20 protein-coding genes are annotated in these 18714 nt (G+C 61.2%); 14 read left to right on the forward strand and 6 right to left on the reverse strand.

What is annotated here, in order from left to right; all coding sequences use genetic code 11:
• The first annotated feature begins 4 nt into the window (after positions 1–4).
• Positions 5–910 (forward strand): acetylglutamate kinase, encoded by a 906-nt coding sequence (gene argB, locus C9383_RS08685; protein WP_060753665.1) that lies wholly within the window; start codon positions 5–7, stop codon positions 908–910.
• Positions 911–970: 60 nt separating this feature from the next.
• On the opposite strand, the gene pyrE is transcribed toward argB, so the two are convergent.
• Complete coding sequence (gene pyrE / locus C9383_RS08690; protein WP_090367970.1) at positions 971–1618, reverse strand: orotate phosphoribosyltransferase; 648 nt, start codon at positions 1616–1618, stop codon at positions 971–973.
• A gap of 82 nt (positions 1619–1700) precedes the next feature.
• On the opposite strand from pyrE, the gene C9383_RS08695 reads away from it, so the two are divergent.
• Complete coding sequence (locus C9383_RS08695) at positions 1701–2480, forward strand: catabolite repression control protein Crc (protein ID WP_003195493.1); 780 nt, start codon at positions 1701–1703, stop codon at positions 2478–2480.
• A 73-nt stretch (positions 2481–2553) separates the two neighbouring features.
• Here the strand turns inward: C9383_RS08695 and C9383_RS08700 are convergent, their stop codons facing one another.
• Positions 2554–2925: a DUF4870 domain-containing protein gene (locus C9383_RS08700; protein ID WP_060753667.1), complete on the reverse strand. Its 372-nt coding sequence runs from the start codon at positions 2923–2925 to the stop codon at positions 2554–2556.
• A gap of 22 nt (positions 2926–2947) precedes the next feature.
• Positions 2948–3670: a ribonuclease PH gene (gene rph / locus C9383_RS08705; RefSeq protein WP_090367968.1), complete on the reverse strand. Its 723-nt coding sequence runs from the start codon at positions 3668–3670 to the stop codon at positions 2948–2950.
• 186 nt (positions 3671–3856) lie between these two features.
• Here rph and C9383_RS08710 point away from each other — a divergent pair, with 186 nt between their 5' ends.
• The 6 genes from C9383_RS08710 to C9383_RS08735 all read left to right on the forward strand — a co-directional run bounded on the left by C9383_RS08710 (position 3857) and on the right by C9383_RS08735 (position 9169).
• Positions 3857–4720, forward strand: a complete 864-nt coding sequence (locus tag C9383_RS08710; protein ID WP_090367966.1) for a YicC/YloC family endoribonuclease — start codon at positions 3857–3859, stop codon at positions 4718–4720.
• A 10-nt stretch (positions 4721–4730) separates the two neighbouring features.
• Positions 4731–5351 carry a guanylate kinase gene (gene gmk / locus C9383_RS08715; RefSeq protein ID WP_060753670.1) on the forward strand — a complete coding sequence of 207 codons (621 nt, stop codon included), beginning with the start codon at positions 4731–4733 and terminating at the stop codon, positions 5349–5351.
• A 167-nt stretch (positions 5352–5518) separates the two neighbouring features.
• Positions 5519–5782 carry a DNA-directed RNA polymerase subunit omega gene (gene rpoZ, locus C9383_RS08720; RefSeq protein WP_060753671.1) on the forward strand — a complete coding sequence of 88 codons (264 nt, stop codon included), beginning with the start codon at positions 5519–5521 and terminating at the stop codon, positions 5780–5782.
• A gap of 60 nt (positions 5783–5842) precedes the next feature.
• A complete protein-coding gene (gene spoT, locus C9383_RS08725; RefSeq protein WP_060753672.1) occupies positions 5843–7948 on the forward strand; it encodes a bifunctional GTP diphosphokinase/guanosine-3',5'-bis pyrophosphate 3'-pyrophosphohydrolase in 2106 nt (701 codons plus the stop codon).
• 39 nt (positions 7949–7987) lie between these two features.
• A complete protein-coding gene (locus tag C9383_RS08730; protein WP_060753673.1) occupies positions 7988–8368 on the forward strand; it encodes a RidA family protein in 381 nt (126 codons plus the stop codon).
• Between the two features lie 57 nt (positions 8369–8425).
• Complete coding sequence (locus C9383_RS08735; protein WP_060753674.1) at positions 8426–9169, forward strand: hypothetical protein; 744 nt, start codon at positions 8426–8428, stop codon at positions 9167–9169.
• A 161-nt stretch (positions 9170–9330) separates the two neighbouring features.
• Here the strand turns inward: C9383_RS08735 and C9383_RS08740 are convergent, their stop codons facing one another.
• Entirely contained in the window at positions 9331–10188 is an 858-nt protein-coding gene (locus tag C9383_RS08740) for an SDR family oxidoreductase (RefSeq protein ID WP_090367963.1), read from the reverse strand.
• A gap of 188 nt (positions 10189–10376) precedes the next feature.
• Here C9383_RS08740 and exbB point away from each other — a divergent pair, with 188 nt between their 5' ends.
• The 6 genes from exbB to C9383_RS08770 all read left to right on the forward strand — a co-directional run bounded on the left by exbB (position 10377) and on the right by C9383_RS08770 (position 17148).
• Positions 10377–11357, forward strand: coding sequence for a tonB-system energizer ExbB (exbB, locus tag C9383_RS08745; RefSeq protein ID WP_090367961.1), 981 nt, complete (start codon positions 10377–10379; stop codon positions 11355–11357).
• Positions 11358–11363: 6 nt separating this feature from the next.
• Entirely contained in the window at positions 11364–11789 is a 426-nt protein-coding gene (gene exbD / locus C9383_RS08750; RefSeq protein WP_003195519.1) for a TonB system transport protein ExbD, read from the forward strand.
• Positions 11786–12535, forward strand: a complete 750-nt coding sequence (locus C9383_RS08755; RefSeq protein ID WP_060756678.1) for an energy transducer TonB family protein — start codon at positions 11786–11788, stop codon at positions 12533–12535. Before exbD ends, C9383_RS08755 begins: the two co-directional genes overlap by 4 nt.
• Positions 12536–12666: 131 nt before the next feature.
• A complete protein-coding gene (locus tag C9383_RS08760) occupies positions 12667–13587 on the forward strand; it encodes a hydrogen peroxide-inducible genes activator (RefSeq protein WP_090367959.1) in 921 nt (306 codons plus the stop codon).
• 8 nt (positions 13588–13595) lie between these two features.
• On the forward strand, positions 13596–15671 hold the full coding sequence (gene recG / locus C9383_RS08765) for an ATP-dependent DNA helicase RecG (protein WP_090372290.1): 2076 nt from the start codon (positions 13596–13598) through the stop codon (positions 15669–15671).
• A 76-nt stretch (positions 15672–15747) separates the two neighbouring features.
• On the forward strand, positions 15748–17148 hold the full coding sequence (locus C9383_RS08770; RefSeq protein ID WP_090367956.1) for an aminoacyl-tRNA deacylase and HDOD domain-containing protein: 1401 nt from the start codon (positions 15748–15750) through the stop codon (positions 17146–17148).
• Positions 17149–17279: 131 nt separating this feature from the next.
• Here the strand turns inward: C9383_RS08770 and C9383_RS08775 are convergent, their stop codons facing one another.
• Both C9383_RS08775 and tagQ read right to left on the reverse strand, forming a co-directional pair.
• A complete protein-coding gene (locus C9383_RS08775; RefSeq protein ID WP_010207528.1) occupies positions 17280–17654 on the reverse strand; it encodes a hypothetical protein in 375 nt (124 codons plus the stop codon).
• A 124-nt stretch (positions 17655–17778) separates the two neighbouring features.
• Positions 17779–18702, reverse strand: coding sequence for a type VI secretion system-associated lipoprotein TagQ (gene tagQ, locus C9383_RS08780; RefSeq protein WP_060756676.1), 924 nt, complete (start codon positions 18700–18702; stop codon positions 17779–17781).
• Between the last annotated feature and the right edge of the window lie 12 nt (positions 18703–18714).

The following is an 18714-nucleotide window of genomic DNA, read 5'->3' on the forward strand; positions in this document are numbered from 1 at the left end:
CTGAATGACCCTCGAACGCGAAGCCGCCGCCAACACCGCCAAGGTCCTGTCCGAAGCGTTGCCTTATATCCGACGCTACGTCGGCAAGACGCTGGTGATCAAGTACGGCGGCAATGCCATGGAAAGCGATGAGCTCAAGACCGGCTTTGCCCGCGATATCGTGATGATGAAGGCGGTGGGCATCAACCCGGTGGTGGTTCACGGTGGCGGCCCGCAAATCGGAGACCTGCTCAAGCGCTTGTCGATCGAGAGTCACTTCATCGATGGTATGCGTGTGACTGACGCACAGACCATGGACGTGGTGGAGATGGTCCTCGGCGGCCAGGTGAACAAAGACATCGTCAACCTGATCAACCGCCATGGCGGCAGCGCCATCGGCCTGACCGGTAAGGACGCCGAACTGATCCGTGCGAAAAAACTGACGGTGACCCGCCAGACGCCGGAAATGACCCAGCCGGAAATCATCGATATCGGCCAGGTGGGCGAAGTGGTTGGCGTGAATACCGACCTGCTGAACCTGCTGGTCAAGGGTGACTTCATCCCGGTAATCGCACCCATCGGCGTAGGTGCCAACGGTGAGTCCTACAACATCAACGCCGACCTTGTGGCGGGCAAGGTGGCTGAAGCGCTGAAAGCTGAAAAGCTCATGCTGCTGACCAACATTGCCGGCCTGATGGACAAGCAAGGCAAAGTCCTCACCGGCCTGACCACTCAGCAAGTGGACGACCTGATCGCCGACGGCACCATCTATGGCGGCATGCTGCCAAAGATCCGTTGCGCGCTGGAAGCGGTGCAAGGCGGCGTCGGCAGCTCGTTGATCATTGATGGGCGTGTACCGAACGCGGTACTGCTGGAAATCTTCACGGATACCGGCATGGGTACGTTGATCAGTAACCGCAAGCGTCCTTGATCAATAGGTACTAAAAAGCCCCACCTCCTGTAGGAGGTGGGGCTTTTTGTTGTGCGGCGCTTACTGGACGCCGAACTGCTCGCGGTACGCCTTCACCGCCGGCAGGTGCTGCTTGAGCTGCGAATCATCTTCCAGGAACTGCAACACCTGGTTCAGCGATACGATGCTCACTACGGGAATGCCGAAATCGCGCTCGACTTCCTGGATGGCCGACAATTCACCATTGCCACGCTCCTGACGGTTCAGCGCGATCAGTACGCCGGCAGCCTTGGCGCCTTCCTGGGACGCAATGATCTGCATCACTTCGCGGATCGCAGTACCGGCGGTGATCACGTCGTCGATGATCAGCACTTCGCCCTTGAGCGGTGCCCCGACCAGGCTACCGCCTTCGCCGTGGGCCTTGGCCTCTTTGCGGTTGAAGCACCATGGCAGGTCCTGGCCATGATGTTCAGCCAGGGCCACAGCAGTAGCCGCCGCCAGGGGGATACCCTTGTAGGCTGGACCGAACAGCACGTCGAACGAAATACCGCTTTCAACGATGGCCGCCGCGTAGAAACGACCCAGCTGGGCCAGGGCCGAACCCGAGTTGAACAAGCCCGCATTGAAGAAGTACGGGCTGGTGCGCCCGGACTTGAGAGTGAACTCACCGAAGCGCAAAACGCCGCGATCGATGGCAAAACGAATGAAATCGCGTTGATACGCCTGCATGAAAAAAGCCTCAGATACCACGGATTTAGCTAATTAGGTAGACGGCGTGTATCATACACGCACGCGATTTTTGGGGCCATTTATGCGGATCATCAGTGTGAACGTTAATGGTATTCAGGCTGCAGTCGAGCGTGGTTTGCTCAGTTGGCTGCAAGCACAGAATGCCGACGTCATCTGCCTGCAGGACACCCGCGCCTCCGCCTTTGAACTGGACGACCCAGCCTTCCAACTGGATGGCTACTTCCTTTATGCCTGCGATGCCGAAGTGCCCACCCAAGGTGGCGTGGCTTTGTACTCGCGGTTGCAACCCAAGGCGGTCATCAGCGGCCTCGGCTTCGAGACAGCCGACCGCTACGGGCGCTACCTGCAAGCCGATTTCGACAAGGTCAGCATCGCGACCTTGCTGCTCCCTTCGGGGCAGAACGGCGATGAAGACTTGAACCAGAAGTTCAAGCTAATGGACGATTTCGCCCGTTATCTGGATAAACAGCGGCGCAAACGTCGCGAGTACATTTATTGTGGCTCGCTGTACGTGGCGCAACAGAAGCTGGATATCAAGAACTGGCGCGACAGCCAGCAATCCCCGGGTTTCCTGGCGCCGGAACGGGCCTGGATGGACGAGATTGTCGGCAACATGGGTTATGTCGATGCCCTGCGCGAAGTCAGCCGCGAAGGTGACCAGTACAGCTGGTGGCCGGATAACGAACAGGCTGAGATGCTCAACCTGGGCTGGCGTTTCGACTACCAGTTGCTGACCCCTGGTCTGCGCCGGTTTGTACGCAGCGCACGCCTGCCACGCCAGCCACGCTTCTCGCAGCACGCGCCGCTGATCGTGGACTACGACTGGACACTGACCATCTGAGGTCTTTTTCCAGGCACAAAAAAACCGACATCGCTGTCGGTTTTTTTGTGCCTGCCGGTCAGCTGGGCGCGCGTTACTTGATCACACGCCAGGTCAAGGGATAGCGGTAGGCGATCCCCTTGTTGGCCTTGATACTGCCAATGATGGTCAGCACCACCGTGGCGATCGCCAGGGCGAACATCAGGAAAAAGCCAATCACCGCAAAGGCCAGCACGATGCAAGCGATCCAGGCAATGGCCACGGTGATCTGGAAATTCAAGGCTTCCTTGCCCTGGTCATCAATGAACGGGTCCACTTCCTTCTTCATCTGCCACAGGATCAGCGGCCCCACGACGCTGCCGAAGGGGAACACAAACCCCAGGAACGCCGCGAGATGGCACAACATCGCGCCCTGGCGCACTTCGTAGGAAGGCGTAGGGACAGGCATTTGGCTGTTGTCATTCATGGCGCTTCTCCTTGAGGCGGGTTCAGTCAGCCAGTGCGGCGTTCTGCAGTGCGAAAATCTCGGTCATGCCCTTCTGGGCCAAGGCCAGCATGGCATTCAGCTCAGCCGGCTGGAACGGTGCACCTTCAGCGGTGCCCTGCACTTCGATGAAACCACCGGTGCTGGTCATCACCACGTTCAGGTCGGTCTCGGCAGCCGAGTCTTCCAGATAGTCCAGGTCCAGCACAGGCTCGCCCTGGTACATACCCACCGAGACGGCGGCGATCATTTGCTTGAGCGGGTCACCGCCCTTCAGGCCGCCACGTTTCTTGATCACTTTCAACGCGTCGACCAGGGCCACCATGGCGCCGGTGATAGACGCCGTGCGGGTGCCGCCGTCAGCCTGGATCACGTCGCAGTCGACATACAGGGTCACGTCTCCCAGCTTGGACATATCCAGCGCGGCGCGCAGGGAACGACCAATCAGGCGTTGGATTTCCAGGGTACGGCCACCTTGCTTGCCACGGCTGGCTTCACGCTGGTTCCGCTCGCCGGTCGCACGCGGCAACATGCCGTATTCGGCGGTCAACCAGCCCTGGCCCTGGCCCTTGAGGAAGCGTGGTACGCCATTTTCGACGCTGACCGTACAGATGACTTTGGTATCGCCAAACTCGACCAGTACAGATCCCTCGGCGTGTTTGGTGTAGTTGCGGGTGATGCGGATCGAGCGGAGCTGATCGGCAACGCGACCACTTGGACGTTTCATAGGGAGACACCTGTACTGAGGACGAAAAACTGCCGAGCATTATAGAGCCGCGAGCCGATTCGGGGCACTGCTAAAAAATTCGGTTACGAATGCTCGGGTTTGGGCGTGCCCGCCCCACTACGCTACAATCCTGCGCCTTCCTAACCATCAGCCCGTATTTGCTGGGCTGCAACGCGAGGTACCTCCATGGTGCACAGCATGACCGCCTTCGCCCGCGTCGAAAAAGCCGGCGCCCAAGGCACCCTGAGCTGGGAACTGCGCTCGGTCAACAGCCGCTACCTGGAGCCGCACCTGCGCCTGCCGGAGTCTTTCCGTGACCTCGAAGGCGCCGTGCGTGAAGCGCTGCGCCAAGGTATCTCGCGCGGCAAGCTGGAATGCACCCTGCGCTTTACCGAAGAAACCACCGGCAAGCCCTTGCAGGTCGATCGCGACCGCGCCGCGCAACTGGTCGCTGCGGCAGAAACCATCGCCGGCCTGATCCAACAGCCCGCCGCGCTTAACCCACTGGAAGTGCTGGCCTGGCCCGGCGTACTGGTGGCCGACGCTACCGACCCGCAAGCGCTCAACGCCGAAGCCCTGGCCCTGTTCAATCAGGGCTTGAAGGAGCTTAAGGCCGGCCGCGAGCGCGAAGGCGCCGAACTGGCCCGCCTGATCAACGAACGCCTGACGTCAATCGAAGAAGACGTGGTCATCCTGCGCGAACTGGTGCCGCAAATGCTCGCCACCCAGCGCCAGAAGGTCCTCGATCGCTTTGCCGACATGAAGGCTGACCTGGACCCGACACGCCTGGAGCAGGAAATGGTCCTGCTAGCCCAGAAGAGCGACGTTGCGGAAGAACTCGACCGCCTCAGCACCCATATCCTCGAAGTGCGCCGCGTACTCAAGTCCGCCGGTGCCGCCGGTCGGCGCCTGGACTTCCTGATGCAGGAACTCAACCGCGAAGCCAATACACTGGGTTCCAAGGCGTTTGACCCACGCAGTACACAAGCGGCGGTCAACCTCAAAGTGTTGATCGAGCAGATGCGCGAACAAGTACAGAATATTGAGTAAGGCAACTTCCATGACCCACAGCACCGGCACCCTTTACATCATTTCCGCCCCTTCGGGCGCGGGCAAGAGCAGCTTGGTCAAGGCCCTGACCGACGCTGACGAGCACATCCGCATCTCGGTTTCCCACACCACCCGCGCCATGCGCCCGGGCGAGGTCAACGGCGAGCACTACCATTTCGTCGAGCGCACCGAGTTCGTCAAGATGATCGAGCACGGCGACTTCCTGGAGCGTGCCGAAGTCTTCGGCAACCTCTACGGCACCTCGCAGAGCCACTTGCAGCAGACCCTGGACGAAGGCCACGACCTGATCCTGGAAATCGACTGGCAGGGCGCAGAACAGGTACGCAAGCTGATGCCCCAGGCGCGCTCGATCTTTATCCTGCCGCCGTCCCTGGAAGCCTTGCACCAGCGTCTGACCAATCGCGGCCAGGACAGCAACGAGATCATCGAAGGTCGCATGCGCGAAGCCGTCAGTGAAATGAGCCACTACGTCGATTACGATTACCTGATCATCAATGACGACTTTGCCCACGCACTGGATGATCTGAAGGCCATTTTCCGCACCAATCAGCTGCAGCAAAAGCGCCAACAGCAGCGTTTCGGCAAATTGCTCGCCGAACTGCTTGGTTGATTGGCTCTTCCCAAAACCGCCGCAAGGGCTTTACATTGGTGCCTGTAGCGGTTTTGCGAGGGCCTGCGGAAAATCAGCGCTTCCCTAAACGCTGGTGATTTTTTAAACTGTTTAGTCCGCTCGCCCAACCGGGCAGCGCGCATCTTGCATTCGCTCCGAGGAATACCATGGCCCGCGTAACCGTTGAAGACTGCCTAGAACACGTGGATAACCGCTTTGAGCTGGTCATGCTCTCTACCAAGCGTGCCCGTCAATTGGCCACCGGTGGCAAAGAGCCTCTGGTCCAGTGGGAAAACGACAAGCCTACCGTTGTAGCCCTGCGTGAAATCGCTGAAGGCCTGATGAGCTACGAGTTCATCGCCGAGCAGGAAATCGTTCAGGACGAACCGCTGTTTGCAGCGTTCGAGGACGAGTCCAACGAGGCCGTCTAAGCCTATGCCTGGTCGACGTAGCACGGCGCAGGGTCACAGCCAACGGCAGGAGTTCGCACTTTGCCGAGCATAGACGCCCTCGCCGATCGCTTATCGGCCTACCTCGGCCCAGACCAGGTCAACCTGGTCCGCCGAGCGTATTTCTACGCCGAACAAGCCCACGACGGCCAACGCCGCCGCAGTGGCGAGGCGTATGTCACCCATCCTCTTGCGGTGGCAAATATTCTTGCCGACATGCACATGGACCATCAAAGCCTGATGGCCGCGATGCTGCATGACGTGATCGAAGACACCGGCATCGCCAAGGAAGCGTTGAGCGCGCAATTTGGCGAAACCGTGGCCGAACTGGTCGACGGGGTCAGCAAACTGACCCAGATGAACTTCGAGACCAAGGCCGAAGCCCAGGCGGAAAACTTCCAGAAGATGGCCATGGCCATGGCCCGCGATATCCGGGTGATCCTGGTCAAGCTGGCCGACCGGCTGCACAACATGCGCACACTGGAAGTGCTGTCCGGCGAAAAACGTCGGCGCATTGCCAAGGAAACCCTGGAAATCTATGCACCCATCGCCAACCGGCTGGGCATGCATGCCATTCGTATCGAATTCGAAGACCTCGGCTTCAAAGCGATGCATCCGATGCGCTCGGCGCGCATCTACCAGGCCGTCAAGCGCGCCCGTGGCAATCGCAAGGAAATCGTCAACAAGATCGAAGAGTCCCTGAGCCATTGCCTGGCGATCGACGAGATCGAAGGCGAAGTCAGCGGCCGGCAGAAACACATCTACGGCATCTATAAAAAGATGCGCGGCAAGCGTCGGGCCTTCAACGAGATCATGGACGTGTATGCGTTCCGGATCATCGTCGACAAGGTCGACACCTGCTACCGCGTACTCGGCGCCGTACATAATTTGTACAAGCCGCTGCCGGGTCGCTTCAAGGACTACATCGCCATTCCCAAGGCCAACGGCTATCAATCGCTGCATACCACGTTGTTCGGTATGCACGGGGTGCCGATCGAGATCCAGATCCGCACTCGGGAAATGGAAGAAATGGCCAACAATGGCATCGCTGCCCACTGGCTCTACAAGTCCAGCGGCGACGAGCAACCCAAAGGCACCCATGCCCGCGCCCGCCAATGGGTAAAAGGCGTGCTGGAAATGCAGCAACGTGCCGGTAACTCCCTGGAATTCATCGAAAGCGTGAAGATCGACCTGTTCCCGGACGAGGTCTACGTATTTACGCCCAAAGGCCGCATCATGGAGCTGCCCAAAGGCTCCACGGCGGTCGACTTTGCCTACGCCGTGCATACCGACGTGGGTAACAGCTGCATTGCCTGCCGGATCAACCGTCGCCTCGCGCCGCTGTCCGAGCCCCTGCAAAGCGGTTCCACGGTCGAGATCGTCAGCGCCCCGGGCGCACGCCCGAATCCGGCGTGGCTCAATTTCGTCGTCACCGGCAAGGCACGCACGCACATCCGCCACGCCCTGAAACTGCAACGCCGTTCCGAGTCCATCAGCCTCGGCGAACGCCTGCTGAACAAGGTGCTCAACGGTTTCGACAGCGCCCTCGACAAGATCCCGCACGAGCGTGTGCAGGCGATACTCAACGAGTACCACCAGCAAAACATCGAAGACCTGCTGGAAGATATCGGCCTGGGAAACCGCATGGCCTACGTGGTCGCCCGTCGCTTGTTGGGCGAAGGCGAGCAGTTGCCAAGCCCCGAAGGCCCGCTGGCGATTCGCGGCACCGAGGGCCTGGTGCTCAGCTACGCCAAGTGCTGCACGCCGATCCCGGGCGACCCGATTGTCGGCCATCTGTCCGCCGGCAAAGGCATGGTGGTGCACCTGGACAACTGCCGAAACATCAGCGAAATCCGCCACAACCCGGAAAAATGCATCCAGCTCTCGTGGGCCAAGGATGTCACCGGCGAATTCAACGTCGAGTTGCGAGTGGAGTTGGAACACCAGCGCGGCTTGATCGCCCTGTTGGCCAGCAGCGTCAACGCGGCCGATGGCAATATCGAAAAAATCAGCATGGATGAACGCGACGGCCGCATCAGCGTGGTCCAGTTGGTGGTCAGCGTCCACGACCGCGTGCACCTGGCCCGCGTGATCAAGAAACTGCGCGCCCTGACCGGGGTGATCCGCATCACCCGCATGCGTGCTTAGCGCATCAACTAAGTCATCCTCTCTTACAAGGAGTCACAAATGACCAAGACTGTTATCAACAGCGACAAGGCCCCGGCCGCCATCGGTACTTATTCCCAGGCGATCAAGGCAGGCAATACCGTCTACATGTCCGGCCAGATCCCGCTGGACCCAAAGACCATGGAACTGGTTGAAGGCTTCGAAGCACAGACCGTACAGGTCTTCGAAAACCTCAAGTCCGTCGCCGAAGCTGCTGGTGGTTCGTTCAAGGACATCGTCAAACTGAACATCTTCCTGACTGACCTGAGCCACTTCGCCAAGGTCAACGAGATCATGGGCAAGTACTTCGAACAACCCTACCCAGCCCGCGCCGCCATTGGCGTGGCCGCTCTGCCAAAGGGCGCGCAGGTTGAGATGGACGCGATTCTGGTCATCGAGTAAAAACACCCGGCGCAGCCTCCACAGGCCGCGCCGACTTTGTTTTAAAAGGATTTCGTAATGCGCAAAGCGCTTGTAGCCTCTTCGTTGCTCGCCCTGCTGCTGGGCGGCTGCGCCAGCAACCCTGCAGACCTGGATGTGAGTGGCACCTGGATCAACCAGGCCGCCATCGACGCAGCAGCCAAGGGCGGCCCTTTGCGTGAAGCACTGCAGAGCAATGGGCCGAACCTCGAATGGGAGGTCAATACCAAAGCGCTGCAGGCGCGCTACTACAACGGTTTTGAAGTCGCCGAAGGCAAGTTGATCGGCGAGAAACCAGGCGCCTGGAGCGTCGACTTCTACGGCAGCGCAGCCACCGAACTCAAGCGCAAAGGCAAACAACTGCTGCAAGTGGCCAACGACAACGAGCCTGAACAGTTGTTCGCCCGCGCCAAAGACCCGGCCCCGGAAGGCGCACCGCTGGGCGCCAACTTCGAGCGGGCACTGTATGCAGCTTATATGGGCGGCGACTGGAAGATCACCGACGGCAACGGTGACGGCTCCACGGTGCAGTTCCAGGCCAACGGCAAGGTCGCCGGCCTGCCTGGGGTCGATCACTACTCGCTGTGCCTGGCCGGCGACTGCGCCTCCATGAGCGGCGGCTACGACAGCATCTGGCTGCAACTGAACGGCAAGGGCAACCCATGGATCTTCGCCCGCAAGGGCAAGCAACTGGAAATATTCCAGGCGGTGAACACTGCTCAGGCGGACGAAGTACCTTCGTTTACGCCGGGGCCGCGTCAATGGCTATTGGAAAAGCAATGACGCACGCAGCTCTGTAGTGAGCGGGCTTGCCCCGCGCTGGGCGGCGCAGCCGCCCCAAACCTAGGCACCTCAGTCCTCCTGAAATACCGCAGCGTCTTTGTTGGGGCGGCTTTGCCACCCAGCGCGGGGCAAGCCCGCTCACTACAAATTAGTCGTTTTATTCAGCACTTACCGTCAAGAATCGCCGCATACCCTTCGCGGTAACTCGGATAGACCGGGCGCCAACCCAGTGCTTTAGCTCGAGCATTACTGCATTGCTTGCTGCCGGCACGCCGCACACTGGCGTCTTCGGCCCATTCGGTCACGCCCAGGTACTCGCGTAGCCAAGCCACCACTTCAGCCAGCGGCGCAGGCGCATCGTCGACACCGATATAGAGCTTGTCCAGCGAGCCACCCTGCTCCACATGGCGCAACAAAAACGCCAGCAGGCCTGCCGCATCATCCGCATGGATCCGGTTGCCATACAAAGGTGGCTCGATCGCCACGCGATAACCTTGGCGAACCTGGGTCAACAGCCACTCACGGCCCGGGCCGTAAATACCGGTCAAGCGCACGACGGTCGCGGGAATACCGCTGTTGAGGGCGACTTGCTCAGCCTCCAGCATCACTTGGCCGGAGTAACCTTTGGCCTGAGTGTCGGAGGTTTCATCGACCCACTCACCATTCTGCTGTCCATACACGCTGCTGCTGGACACAAACAACAGGTGCTTCGGCGCCTGGCCGTAGTCCTGCAGCCACTCCAGCACATGCTGCAAGCCTTGCACATAAGCGGCGCGGTAGCCGGCTTCATCGTGGTCCGTTGCGGCAGCGCAATACACCAGGTAATCCACCCCGCCGATCGGCCAGGTGTCAGGGCAGTCCTTGTTGAACAGGTCACCGGCAATGCCGATTACGCCGTCGGGCAGCCGCGAAATATCGCGACGCAGGCCGTGAACCTCCCATTCCGAGGCCAGCAATTGGCTAGCCAACCGACTACCCACATCACCGCAACCGGCAATCACAACAGAAGGCGCAGACATTTCCAAACTCCGTTCTTAAAGGCGCAGATTAGCCGCCGAAGATGACCAGCGGCCAGCAAAAGGACAAATAAAGTAACTGTATTACTTTAGTTAACAAGAATTACTTGCAATAATGTCCGCCCATTTGTCCTCGGCCCAAAGGGTCTGGAAGGGCGATCACCCATTTTCTTCTCTCAGGTCCGGCCAGCATGACACGTAATATCAACCCCGCTTCGCCAACCCTGCTTCACAGTCCCTCCCGCGCCTGGCGTGCGGTGGCTGCGATGCTGTTCAGCGTACTGCTGGCGCCGACCGCCGCATTCGCTGACGCCACTGCCCCCGCCACTCCGGCCACTGCCGAGCACAGCGCTGCAACCCCGGCGGCTCCTGCCGCCGCACCGGTTGCCACTGACCCATCCCAGGCCGCCACTCCAGCGCCTGCCGCCGAACCCGGCGTTGTGCTGGAAGAAGACAACACCCTGGGCATGGCCCATGACCTGTCGCCGTGGGGCATGTACCAGAACGCTGACGTGGTGGTAAAAGCCGTGATGATCGGCCTGGCCATCGCCTCGATCATTACCTGGACCATCTGGATCGCCAAAGGCTTTGAACTGCTGGGCGCCAAGCGTCGTCTGCGCAGTGAAATCGCCCACCTGAAAAAGGCCACTACCCTCAAGGAAGCGAGCGACACCGCGACCAAAAAGGGCACCCTGGCCAACCTGCTGGTGCACGACGCACTGGAAGAAATGCGCCTGTCGGCCAACACGCGTGAAAAAGAAGGCATCAAGGAACGCGTCAGCTTCCGCCTGGAGCGCCTGGTGGCCGCCTGCGGTCGCAACATGAGCAGCGGCACCGGTGTACTCGCGACCATCGGCTCTACCGCGCCATTCGTCGGCCTGTTCGGCACCGTATGGGGCATCATGAACAGCTTCATCGGTATCGCCAAAACCCAGACCACCAACCTCGCCGTCGTTGCCCCCGGTATCGCAGAAGCCTTGCTGGCTACCGCCCTGGGCCTGGTTGCGGCGATTCCTGCGGTGGTGATCTACAACGTGTTCGCCCGTTCGATTGCCGGCTACAAGGCGCAGGTGTCGGATGCGTCGGCAGAAGTCCTGTTGCTGGTCAGCCGTGACCTCGATCACCTGCCTACCGAGCGCAGCTCGCAACCGCACATGGTGAAAGTGGGGTAATCGGCCATGGGCCTGCATTTGAATCAAGGCGACGACGAGCTCGTCGAGAACCACGAGATCAATGTCACGCCGTTTATCGACGTGATGCTGGTGCTGCTGATCATCTTCATGGTGGCGGCTCCACTGGCGACCGTAGACATCAAGGTCGACCTGCCCGCGTCCAGCGCCAAGCCTGCGCCGCGGCCGGAGAAACCGATCTTCCTCAGCGTCAAGGCGGACCAACGCCTGTTCCTGGGCGAAGAAGAAGTCAAGGCTGAAACCCTGGGCCCGGTGCTCGACGCCAAGACCCAAGGCAAGAAAGACACGACGATCTTCTTCCAGGCCGACAAGGGCGTGGACTACGGCGACCTGATGAGCGTGATGGATGCCCTGCGGGCAGCCGGCTACCTCAAGGTGGGCCTGGTCGGACTTGAGACGGCAGCCAAGAAATGATCACGACGCGCCACAAACTGACGCGTTATGGCACCAGCCTTGCCGTCGTGCTGGGCGTGCATGCCGTCGCGATCCTCATCGCGCTCCAATGGTCCGCGCCGCATCCGGTGCAATTGCCGCCGGCGGCCATGGTCATCGACCTGGCGCCAATGCCGGCACCACCACCGCCGGCGCCGCCCAAGGTCATCACGCCGCCGCAACCGCCCGCTCCGGTGGAAGAGCTGCCCCTGCCGAAACTGGCCGAGGCGCCCAAGCCAACGATCCAGGTGCCCAAGCCGGTCAAACCCAAGCCCAAGCCTGCGCCGCCCAAACCGGTCGAGAAGAAGCCCGAGCCGCCCAAGGAGAAACCTTCCGAAGAGCCGCCGAGTGAAACACCACCGACCAACGCGCCTGCAGAAAAGTCGGCCCAGCCGGTGCCTGGCCCGTCCCCCCAACAGGTCGCCGCCAAAGCATCCTGGGAAGGTGCCCTGCTGGCGCATTTGCAGAAGTACAAGAAGTACCCGCCAAGCGCCCAGCGCAGCGGCAAGGAAGGCCTGAACCGCTTGCGCTTCGTGGTCGATGGTGAGGGCAATGTGCTGTCCTATGAGTTGGTAGGCCGCTCCGGCAACGCCGACCTGGACCGTGCGACCCTGGACATGATCCGTCGTGCCCAGCCACTGCCCAAGCCGCCGGCCGACATGTTGAAAGGTGGCAGCATCGAAATCGTTGCGCCCTTCGTCTACAACATCGAAAAGCGCCGCCGGTAACGCTGAGCGTGGTGAGGGGCAACTCTCACCACCTTCAGCAAAATCCCCACTCAATCCCCACCAAAGTTCTGATAACGTGCGTCTATCGATTGCAGCCGGTATGCTTGGGCTGTACCTCATGGACGCCCGCTATGACTCTTACAGAATTACGCTACATCGTGACCCTCGCCCAAGAGCAGCACTTCGGCCATGCGGCCGAGCGTTGCCATGTCAGCCAACCGACCCTGTCGGTGGGCGTGAAAAAGCTTGAAGACGAACTCGGTGTGCTGATCTTCGAGCGCAGCAAAAGCGCCGTACGCCTCACCCCGGTGGGCGAAGGCATTGTGGCCCAGGCCCAGAAAGTCCTGGAGCAGGCGCAGAGCATTCGCGAGTTGGCCCAGGCCGGCAAGAACCAGCTGACCGCGCCTCTGAAGGTTGGCGCCATCTATACCGTTGGCCCCTACCTGTTCCCGCACCTGATTCCGCAACTGCACCGCGTCGCACCGCAGATGCCGTTGTACATCGAAGAAAACTTCACTCATGTGCTGCGCGACAAGCTGCGCAACGGTGAGCTGGACGCGATCATCATTGCCCTGCCGTTCACCGAAGCAGACGTGCTGACCCTGCCGCTCTATGACGAGCCGTTCTATGTGCTGATGCCGGCCTCGCACCCATGGACGCAGAAAGACACGATCGACGCCGGCCTGCTCAACGACAAGAGCCTGTTGCTGCTCGGCGAAGGCCACTGCTTCCGCGACCAGGTGCTCGAAGCCTGCCCGACCCTGACCAAGGGCAACGACGGCGCCAAGCACACCACCGTGGAGTCCAGCTCCCTGGAGACGATTCGCCACATGGTCGCCTCCGGCCTGGGCATTTCGATCCTGCCGCTGTCGGCAGTCGACAGCCATCACTACGCCCCCGGCGTGATCGAAGTGCGCCCGCTCACGCCACCCGTGCCGTTCCGTACCGTGGCCATTGCCTGGCGCGCCAGTTTCCCGCGGCCCAAGGCCATTGAGATCCTCGCCGACTCGATCCGCCTGTGCTCGGTGGCCAAGCCGACGGCTGCGAGCTGACACGTCGTATGACTGAACTGTCGCAGGTGTCGGTGACGGCACTCAAGGGTGTCGGTGAAGCCATGGCCGAAAAACTGGCCAAGGTCGGCCTGGAAAACCTCCAGGACGTGCTGTTCCACCTGCCGCTGCGCTATCAGGACCGCACCCGCGTGGTACCTATCGGCCAGTTGCGGCCTGGGCAGGATGCGGTGATCGAAGGCACCGTCAGCGGTGCCGACGTGGTCATGGGCAAGCGCCGCAGCCTGGTGGTACGCCTGCAGGACGGCACCGGCGGGCTGAGCCTGCGCTTCTACCACTTCAGCAACGCACAGAAAGAGGGCCTCAAGCGCGGCACCCGCGTACGCTGCTACGGTGAGGCGCGCCCCGGCGCCTCGGGCCTGGAGATCTATCATCCGGAATACCGCGCCATCACCGGCGACGAGCCGCCGCCGGTAGACACCACACTCACGCCCATCTACCCGCTCACCGAAGGCCTGACCCAACAACGCCTGCGCCAGCTGTGCATGCAGACCCTGACGATGCTCGGCCCGAAGAGCCTGCCCGACTGGCTGCCCCTGGAGCTTGCCCGCGATTACCAATTGGCGCCCCTGGACGATGCGATCCGCTACCTGCATCACCCACCCGCCGACGCCGATGTCGACGAACTGGCCCTGGGTCATCACTGGGCCCAGCACCGCCTGGCCTTCGAAGAACTGCTGACCCACCAACTGTCCCAGCAACGCCTGCGCGAGAGCATGCGTTCGCTGCGCGCGCCGGCGATGCCCAAGGCCACGCGTTTGCCCGCACTCTACTTGGCCAACCTCGGCTTTACCCCGACCGGAGCACAACAGCGCGTCGGCAATGAAATCGCCTACGACTTGAGCCAGAAAGAACCGATGCTGCGCCTGATCCAGGGCGACGTAGGCGCCGGCAAGACCGTGGTCGCCGCCCTCGCCGCCCTGCAAGCACTGGAGGCCGGTTACCAGGTCGCGCTGATGGCGCCTACGGAGATCCTTGCCGAACAGCATTTCATTACCTTCAAACGCTGGCTCGAACCCTTGGGCCTGGAAGTCGCGTGGCTGGCCGGCAAGCTCAAGGGCAAGAACCGTGCGGCGGCGCTGGAACAGATCGCCGCAGGTGCGCCGATGGTGGTCGGCACCCACGCATTGTTCCAGGACGAAGTGCAGTTCAAGAACCTGGCACTGGTGATCATCGACGAGCAACACCGCTTCGGCGTGCAGCAGCGCCTGGCCCTGCGCCAGAAAGGCGTGGGCGGGCGCATGAACCCGCACCAGTTGATCATGACCGCCACCCCGATCCCGCGCACCCTGGCCATGAGCGCCTATGCCGACCTCGACACCTCGATCCTCGACGAACTGCCCCCCGGCCGTACCCCCGTCAATACCGTCCTGGTCACCGACACCCGCCGCGTGGAAGTGATCGAGCGCGTACGCGGGGCCTGCGCCGAAGGTCGTCAGGCCTATTGGGTGTGCACGCTGATCGAAGAGTCCGAAGAACTGACCTGCCAGGCCGCCGAAACCACGTACGAAGACCTCAGCAGCGCCTTGGGCGAATTGAAGGTCGGGTTGATCCACGGCCGCATGAAGCCTGCGGAAAAGGCCGCGGTGATGGCCGAATTCAAGGCCGGCAACCTGCAACTGCTGGTGGCCACCACGGTAATCGAGGTGGGTGTGGACGTACCCAACGCCAGCCTGATGATCATCGAAAACCCCGAGCGCCTGGGCCTGGCGCAACTGCACCAGTTGCGCGGCCGTGTCGGCCGGGGCAGCGCGGCCAGCCATTGCGTGCTGCTGTATCACCCGCCGCTGTCGCAAATCGGTCGTCAGCGCCTGGGCATCATGCGTGAAACCAACGACGGTTTTGTCATCGCCGAGAAAGACCTCGAACTGCGCGGCCCCGGCGAAATGCTCGGAACCCGCCAGACCGGCCTGCTGCAATTCAAGGTCGCCGACCTGATGCGCGACGCCGACCTGTTGCCCGCCGTGCGTGACGCGGCACAAGCGCTACTGGAGCGCTGGCCGGAACATGTCAGCCCATTGCTGAATCGTTGGCTACGACATGGACAGCAATACGGCCAAGTGTGACGCATGCCTCACTTTCCGACCAACACCTGTATCAAGCTGGTTATACTTCTTGGACTGTACGAATTTGGATCAGGCCATGTCAGAAGTAGCCCTCGCCACAGCCCCACTGACCGCTCCGCCGGTCATTCGGGCTCTGCTCGCAAAGCTCGCCATCCCCTACACGGAAGTTGCCGAACAACCTGGCCTGAATCCCGCGCGAAAGGTCCAGGCGGTACTGCTGGAAGATGCTGTTGGCGCTCTCATGGTGCTGTTCCCCCAGAACCAGTTGCTTGACCTCAACCGCTTGGCCGAACTGACCGGGCGCCGCCTGACGGCCGTAGCGCCGGAGCGCATCGAACGCATGCTGGGCAAGCATGAGTTGAGCCTGCTGCCGGGGCTGCCCGCGCTCACCAGCTCGCCATGCCTGTACGAAGGCAGCTTGCTCAACGAACCGAGCCTGCTGGTGCATTCGGGTGAAGCCGGGCTGCTGCTGGAAATTGCCAGCGACATGTTCAAGAGCATGCTCACCAAGGCCAGCGCCGGGCACTTCGGCGAGCCGCTGAGCAACATCCGCCCCAACCTCGATCGTCCCAACGATGATCGCGAGGAAATTACCCAGGCGATGCAGGCGTTTACCGCCCGGCGTATCCAGCAACGCCTGGAAGCGACCATCGAAATTCCGCCGCTGGCCGATACCGCGCAAAAAATCATCAAGTTGCGCGTCGACCCCAACGCCACCATCGATGACATTACCGGCGTGGTCGAAACCGACCCGGCCCTGGCTGCCCAAGTGGTGAGCTGGGCAGCGTCGCCGTACTACGCCTCGCCAGGCAAGATTCGCTCAGTGGAAGACGCCATCGTGCGTGTGCTGGGCTTTGACCTGGTGATCAACCTGGCGCTTGGCCTGGCCCTGGGCAAGACCCTGAGCCTGCCCAAAGACCATCCGCACCAGGCCACCCCGTATTGGCACCAATCGATCTACACCGCCGCCGTGATCGAGGGCCTGACCCGCGCCATGCCGCGCGCCCAGCGCCCGGAAGCCGGCCTGACCTACCTGGCCGGCTTGCTGCACAACTTCGGTTACCTGCTGCTGGCCCACGTGTTTCCGCCGCATTTCTCGTTGATCTGCCGCCACCTGGAGGTCAACCCGCACCTGTGCCACAGCTATGTCGAACAGCACCTGCTGGGCATCAGCCGCGAACAGATCGGCGCCTGGCTGATGCGCTACTGGGACATGCCGGACGAACTGTCCACCGCCCTGCGCTTCCAGCACGACCCGACCTACGACGGCCAATACGCCGAGTACCCGAACCTGGTGTGCCTGGCCGTACGTTTGCTGCGCAGCCGTGGCATCGGTTCCGGGCCGGATGAAGCGATCCCGGAGGCGCTGCTGGAGCGTCTGGAGCTGACGCGGGACAAAGCTGAGGAAGTAGTGGGTAAAGTGCTGGATGCCGAGGTGTTGTTGCGCGAACTGGCATCGCAGTTCAACCAGGGCTGAATCTGTAGCCTGTTAGACCGCAATCGGGAGCAAGCCCCCTCCCACATTTGACCGAGCCCCAGCTTTGAAATGCAGTCGAATGTGGGAGGGGGCTTGCTCCCGATGAATCCACCTCGGTCTAGCTGAAAACCCTACTTCTTTTTCTTCGGCTTCAAATACTTGGTCAACCCTTGGAACCAGATTACCAGCGCCGGGTTTCCCTTGATCTGGATCGACTTGTCCTGAATCCCCGTCATGAACGCCAGCTGCTTGTTCTTCGCCTGCATCGTGGCGAAGCCGTAGGCAGCGTCTTTGAAGGCGATGGCAAATGCCGGTGACGGGTGCACACCCGAACGGCTGGTGATGCGCTGGTCTTTGACGATGAAGTGACGGGCAACCTTGCCGTCGAGGGTCTGCAACTGGAACGCCAGGTCTTTATCACCCAACTGTTGCTGGAAGGCAGGATTGGTGCGGCTGGCTTTGCCCATCATCAGGCCCAGCACCCACAGCAGAAGACGAAATTTCATGCACACGGCCTCGGTGTATTTATTAAGTGGCCGCAGCAGTGTAACGATTTGCAGGCAGAACGCCACCGATCTCGCGCTTTAGCGGGAGATCGGCAGGCGTTTAACGCTTATAGCAACATCTTGCTTAAACGTTAGGGCAAGGCACCGGCGCCCAATCGGCCAGGTTCGGATCGCGGCAAGTGCCTTCGATCTGGGCCTTGCCGGCGCTGGCAACCTGCTTGCTTTCAGCTTGCTTGGCCTGCACGGTCTGGATGCTCTTCTCGGTAGTGACCGCTTCTTTAGGCACGGTTGGCAGCACCGGCTTTTTCGCAGGTTTTACGGCTTTCTTACCCTTGGTCGGCGCTACCACAGGCGTGGTGTCGGCGGTGGCCACGGTGACCACGTCGGTACGTTGCACGCCAACCTGTTGCAGGTCTTTCTCATAAGCCTGGGTGTAGTTGTTCAGGTCTTCACTGGCCTTGCCGTTGACCGCAACGATCAGGTCGTTGGACTCCTTCAGGCCCGCGACGATTTCCGCCAGGCGCTTGCGGCCTTCGGTGTCGTTGACGGTCTTGGCCTTGCGGTCGTTCACCAGCTGGGTGAACGCGCTCTGATAGCACTGCTGGGACGCTTTGGCGTAAGCGGTGCTGCGGTCGATGTCGGACGCGCTTTTGTTGAAGTCGGTGGAGTAGGACGCGATGCGCTGCTTGTCATCGGCGATCTGCTTTTGACGCTCGGTGTAGTAACCCGCCGCGCCGCCAGCCAGTGCACCGCCCGCAGCACCAATGGCCGCGTTACGACCGCGCTTGTCAGCGTCGCCGGTCAGGGCACCCAGCAATGCACCACCGGCCGCGCCGATGGCCGCACCGGTCACCACCGACTTGGTCATGTTCGAATCGGTGGCGCGCAGGTGCTGCACCGGCTCGTAGCAGTTCGGGTAGTACTCGACCTTGGTGCTCGACGCGACCTTGGAGGCCGGTGACGTGGCGCAACCAGTCAATACGGTACTGAAACCGGCTGCGATCAGCAGCAGGTGACGCTTGGAAACCGCCTTACGGGAAAAAAGCATAGGTGTGATCTC

This window comes from Pseudomonas palleroniana (assembly GCF_003031675.1).
Taxonomy (GTDB): Bacteria; Pseudomonadota; Gammaproteobacteria; order Pseudomonadales; family Pseudomonadaceae; genus Aquipseudomonas; species Aquipseudomonas palleroniana.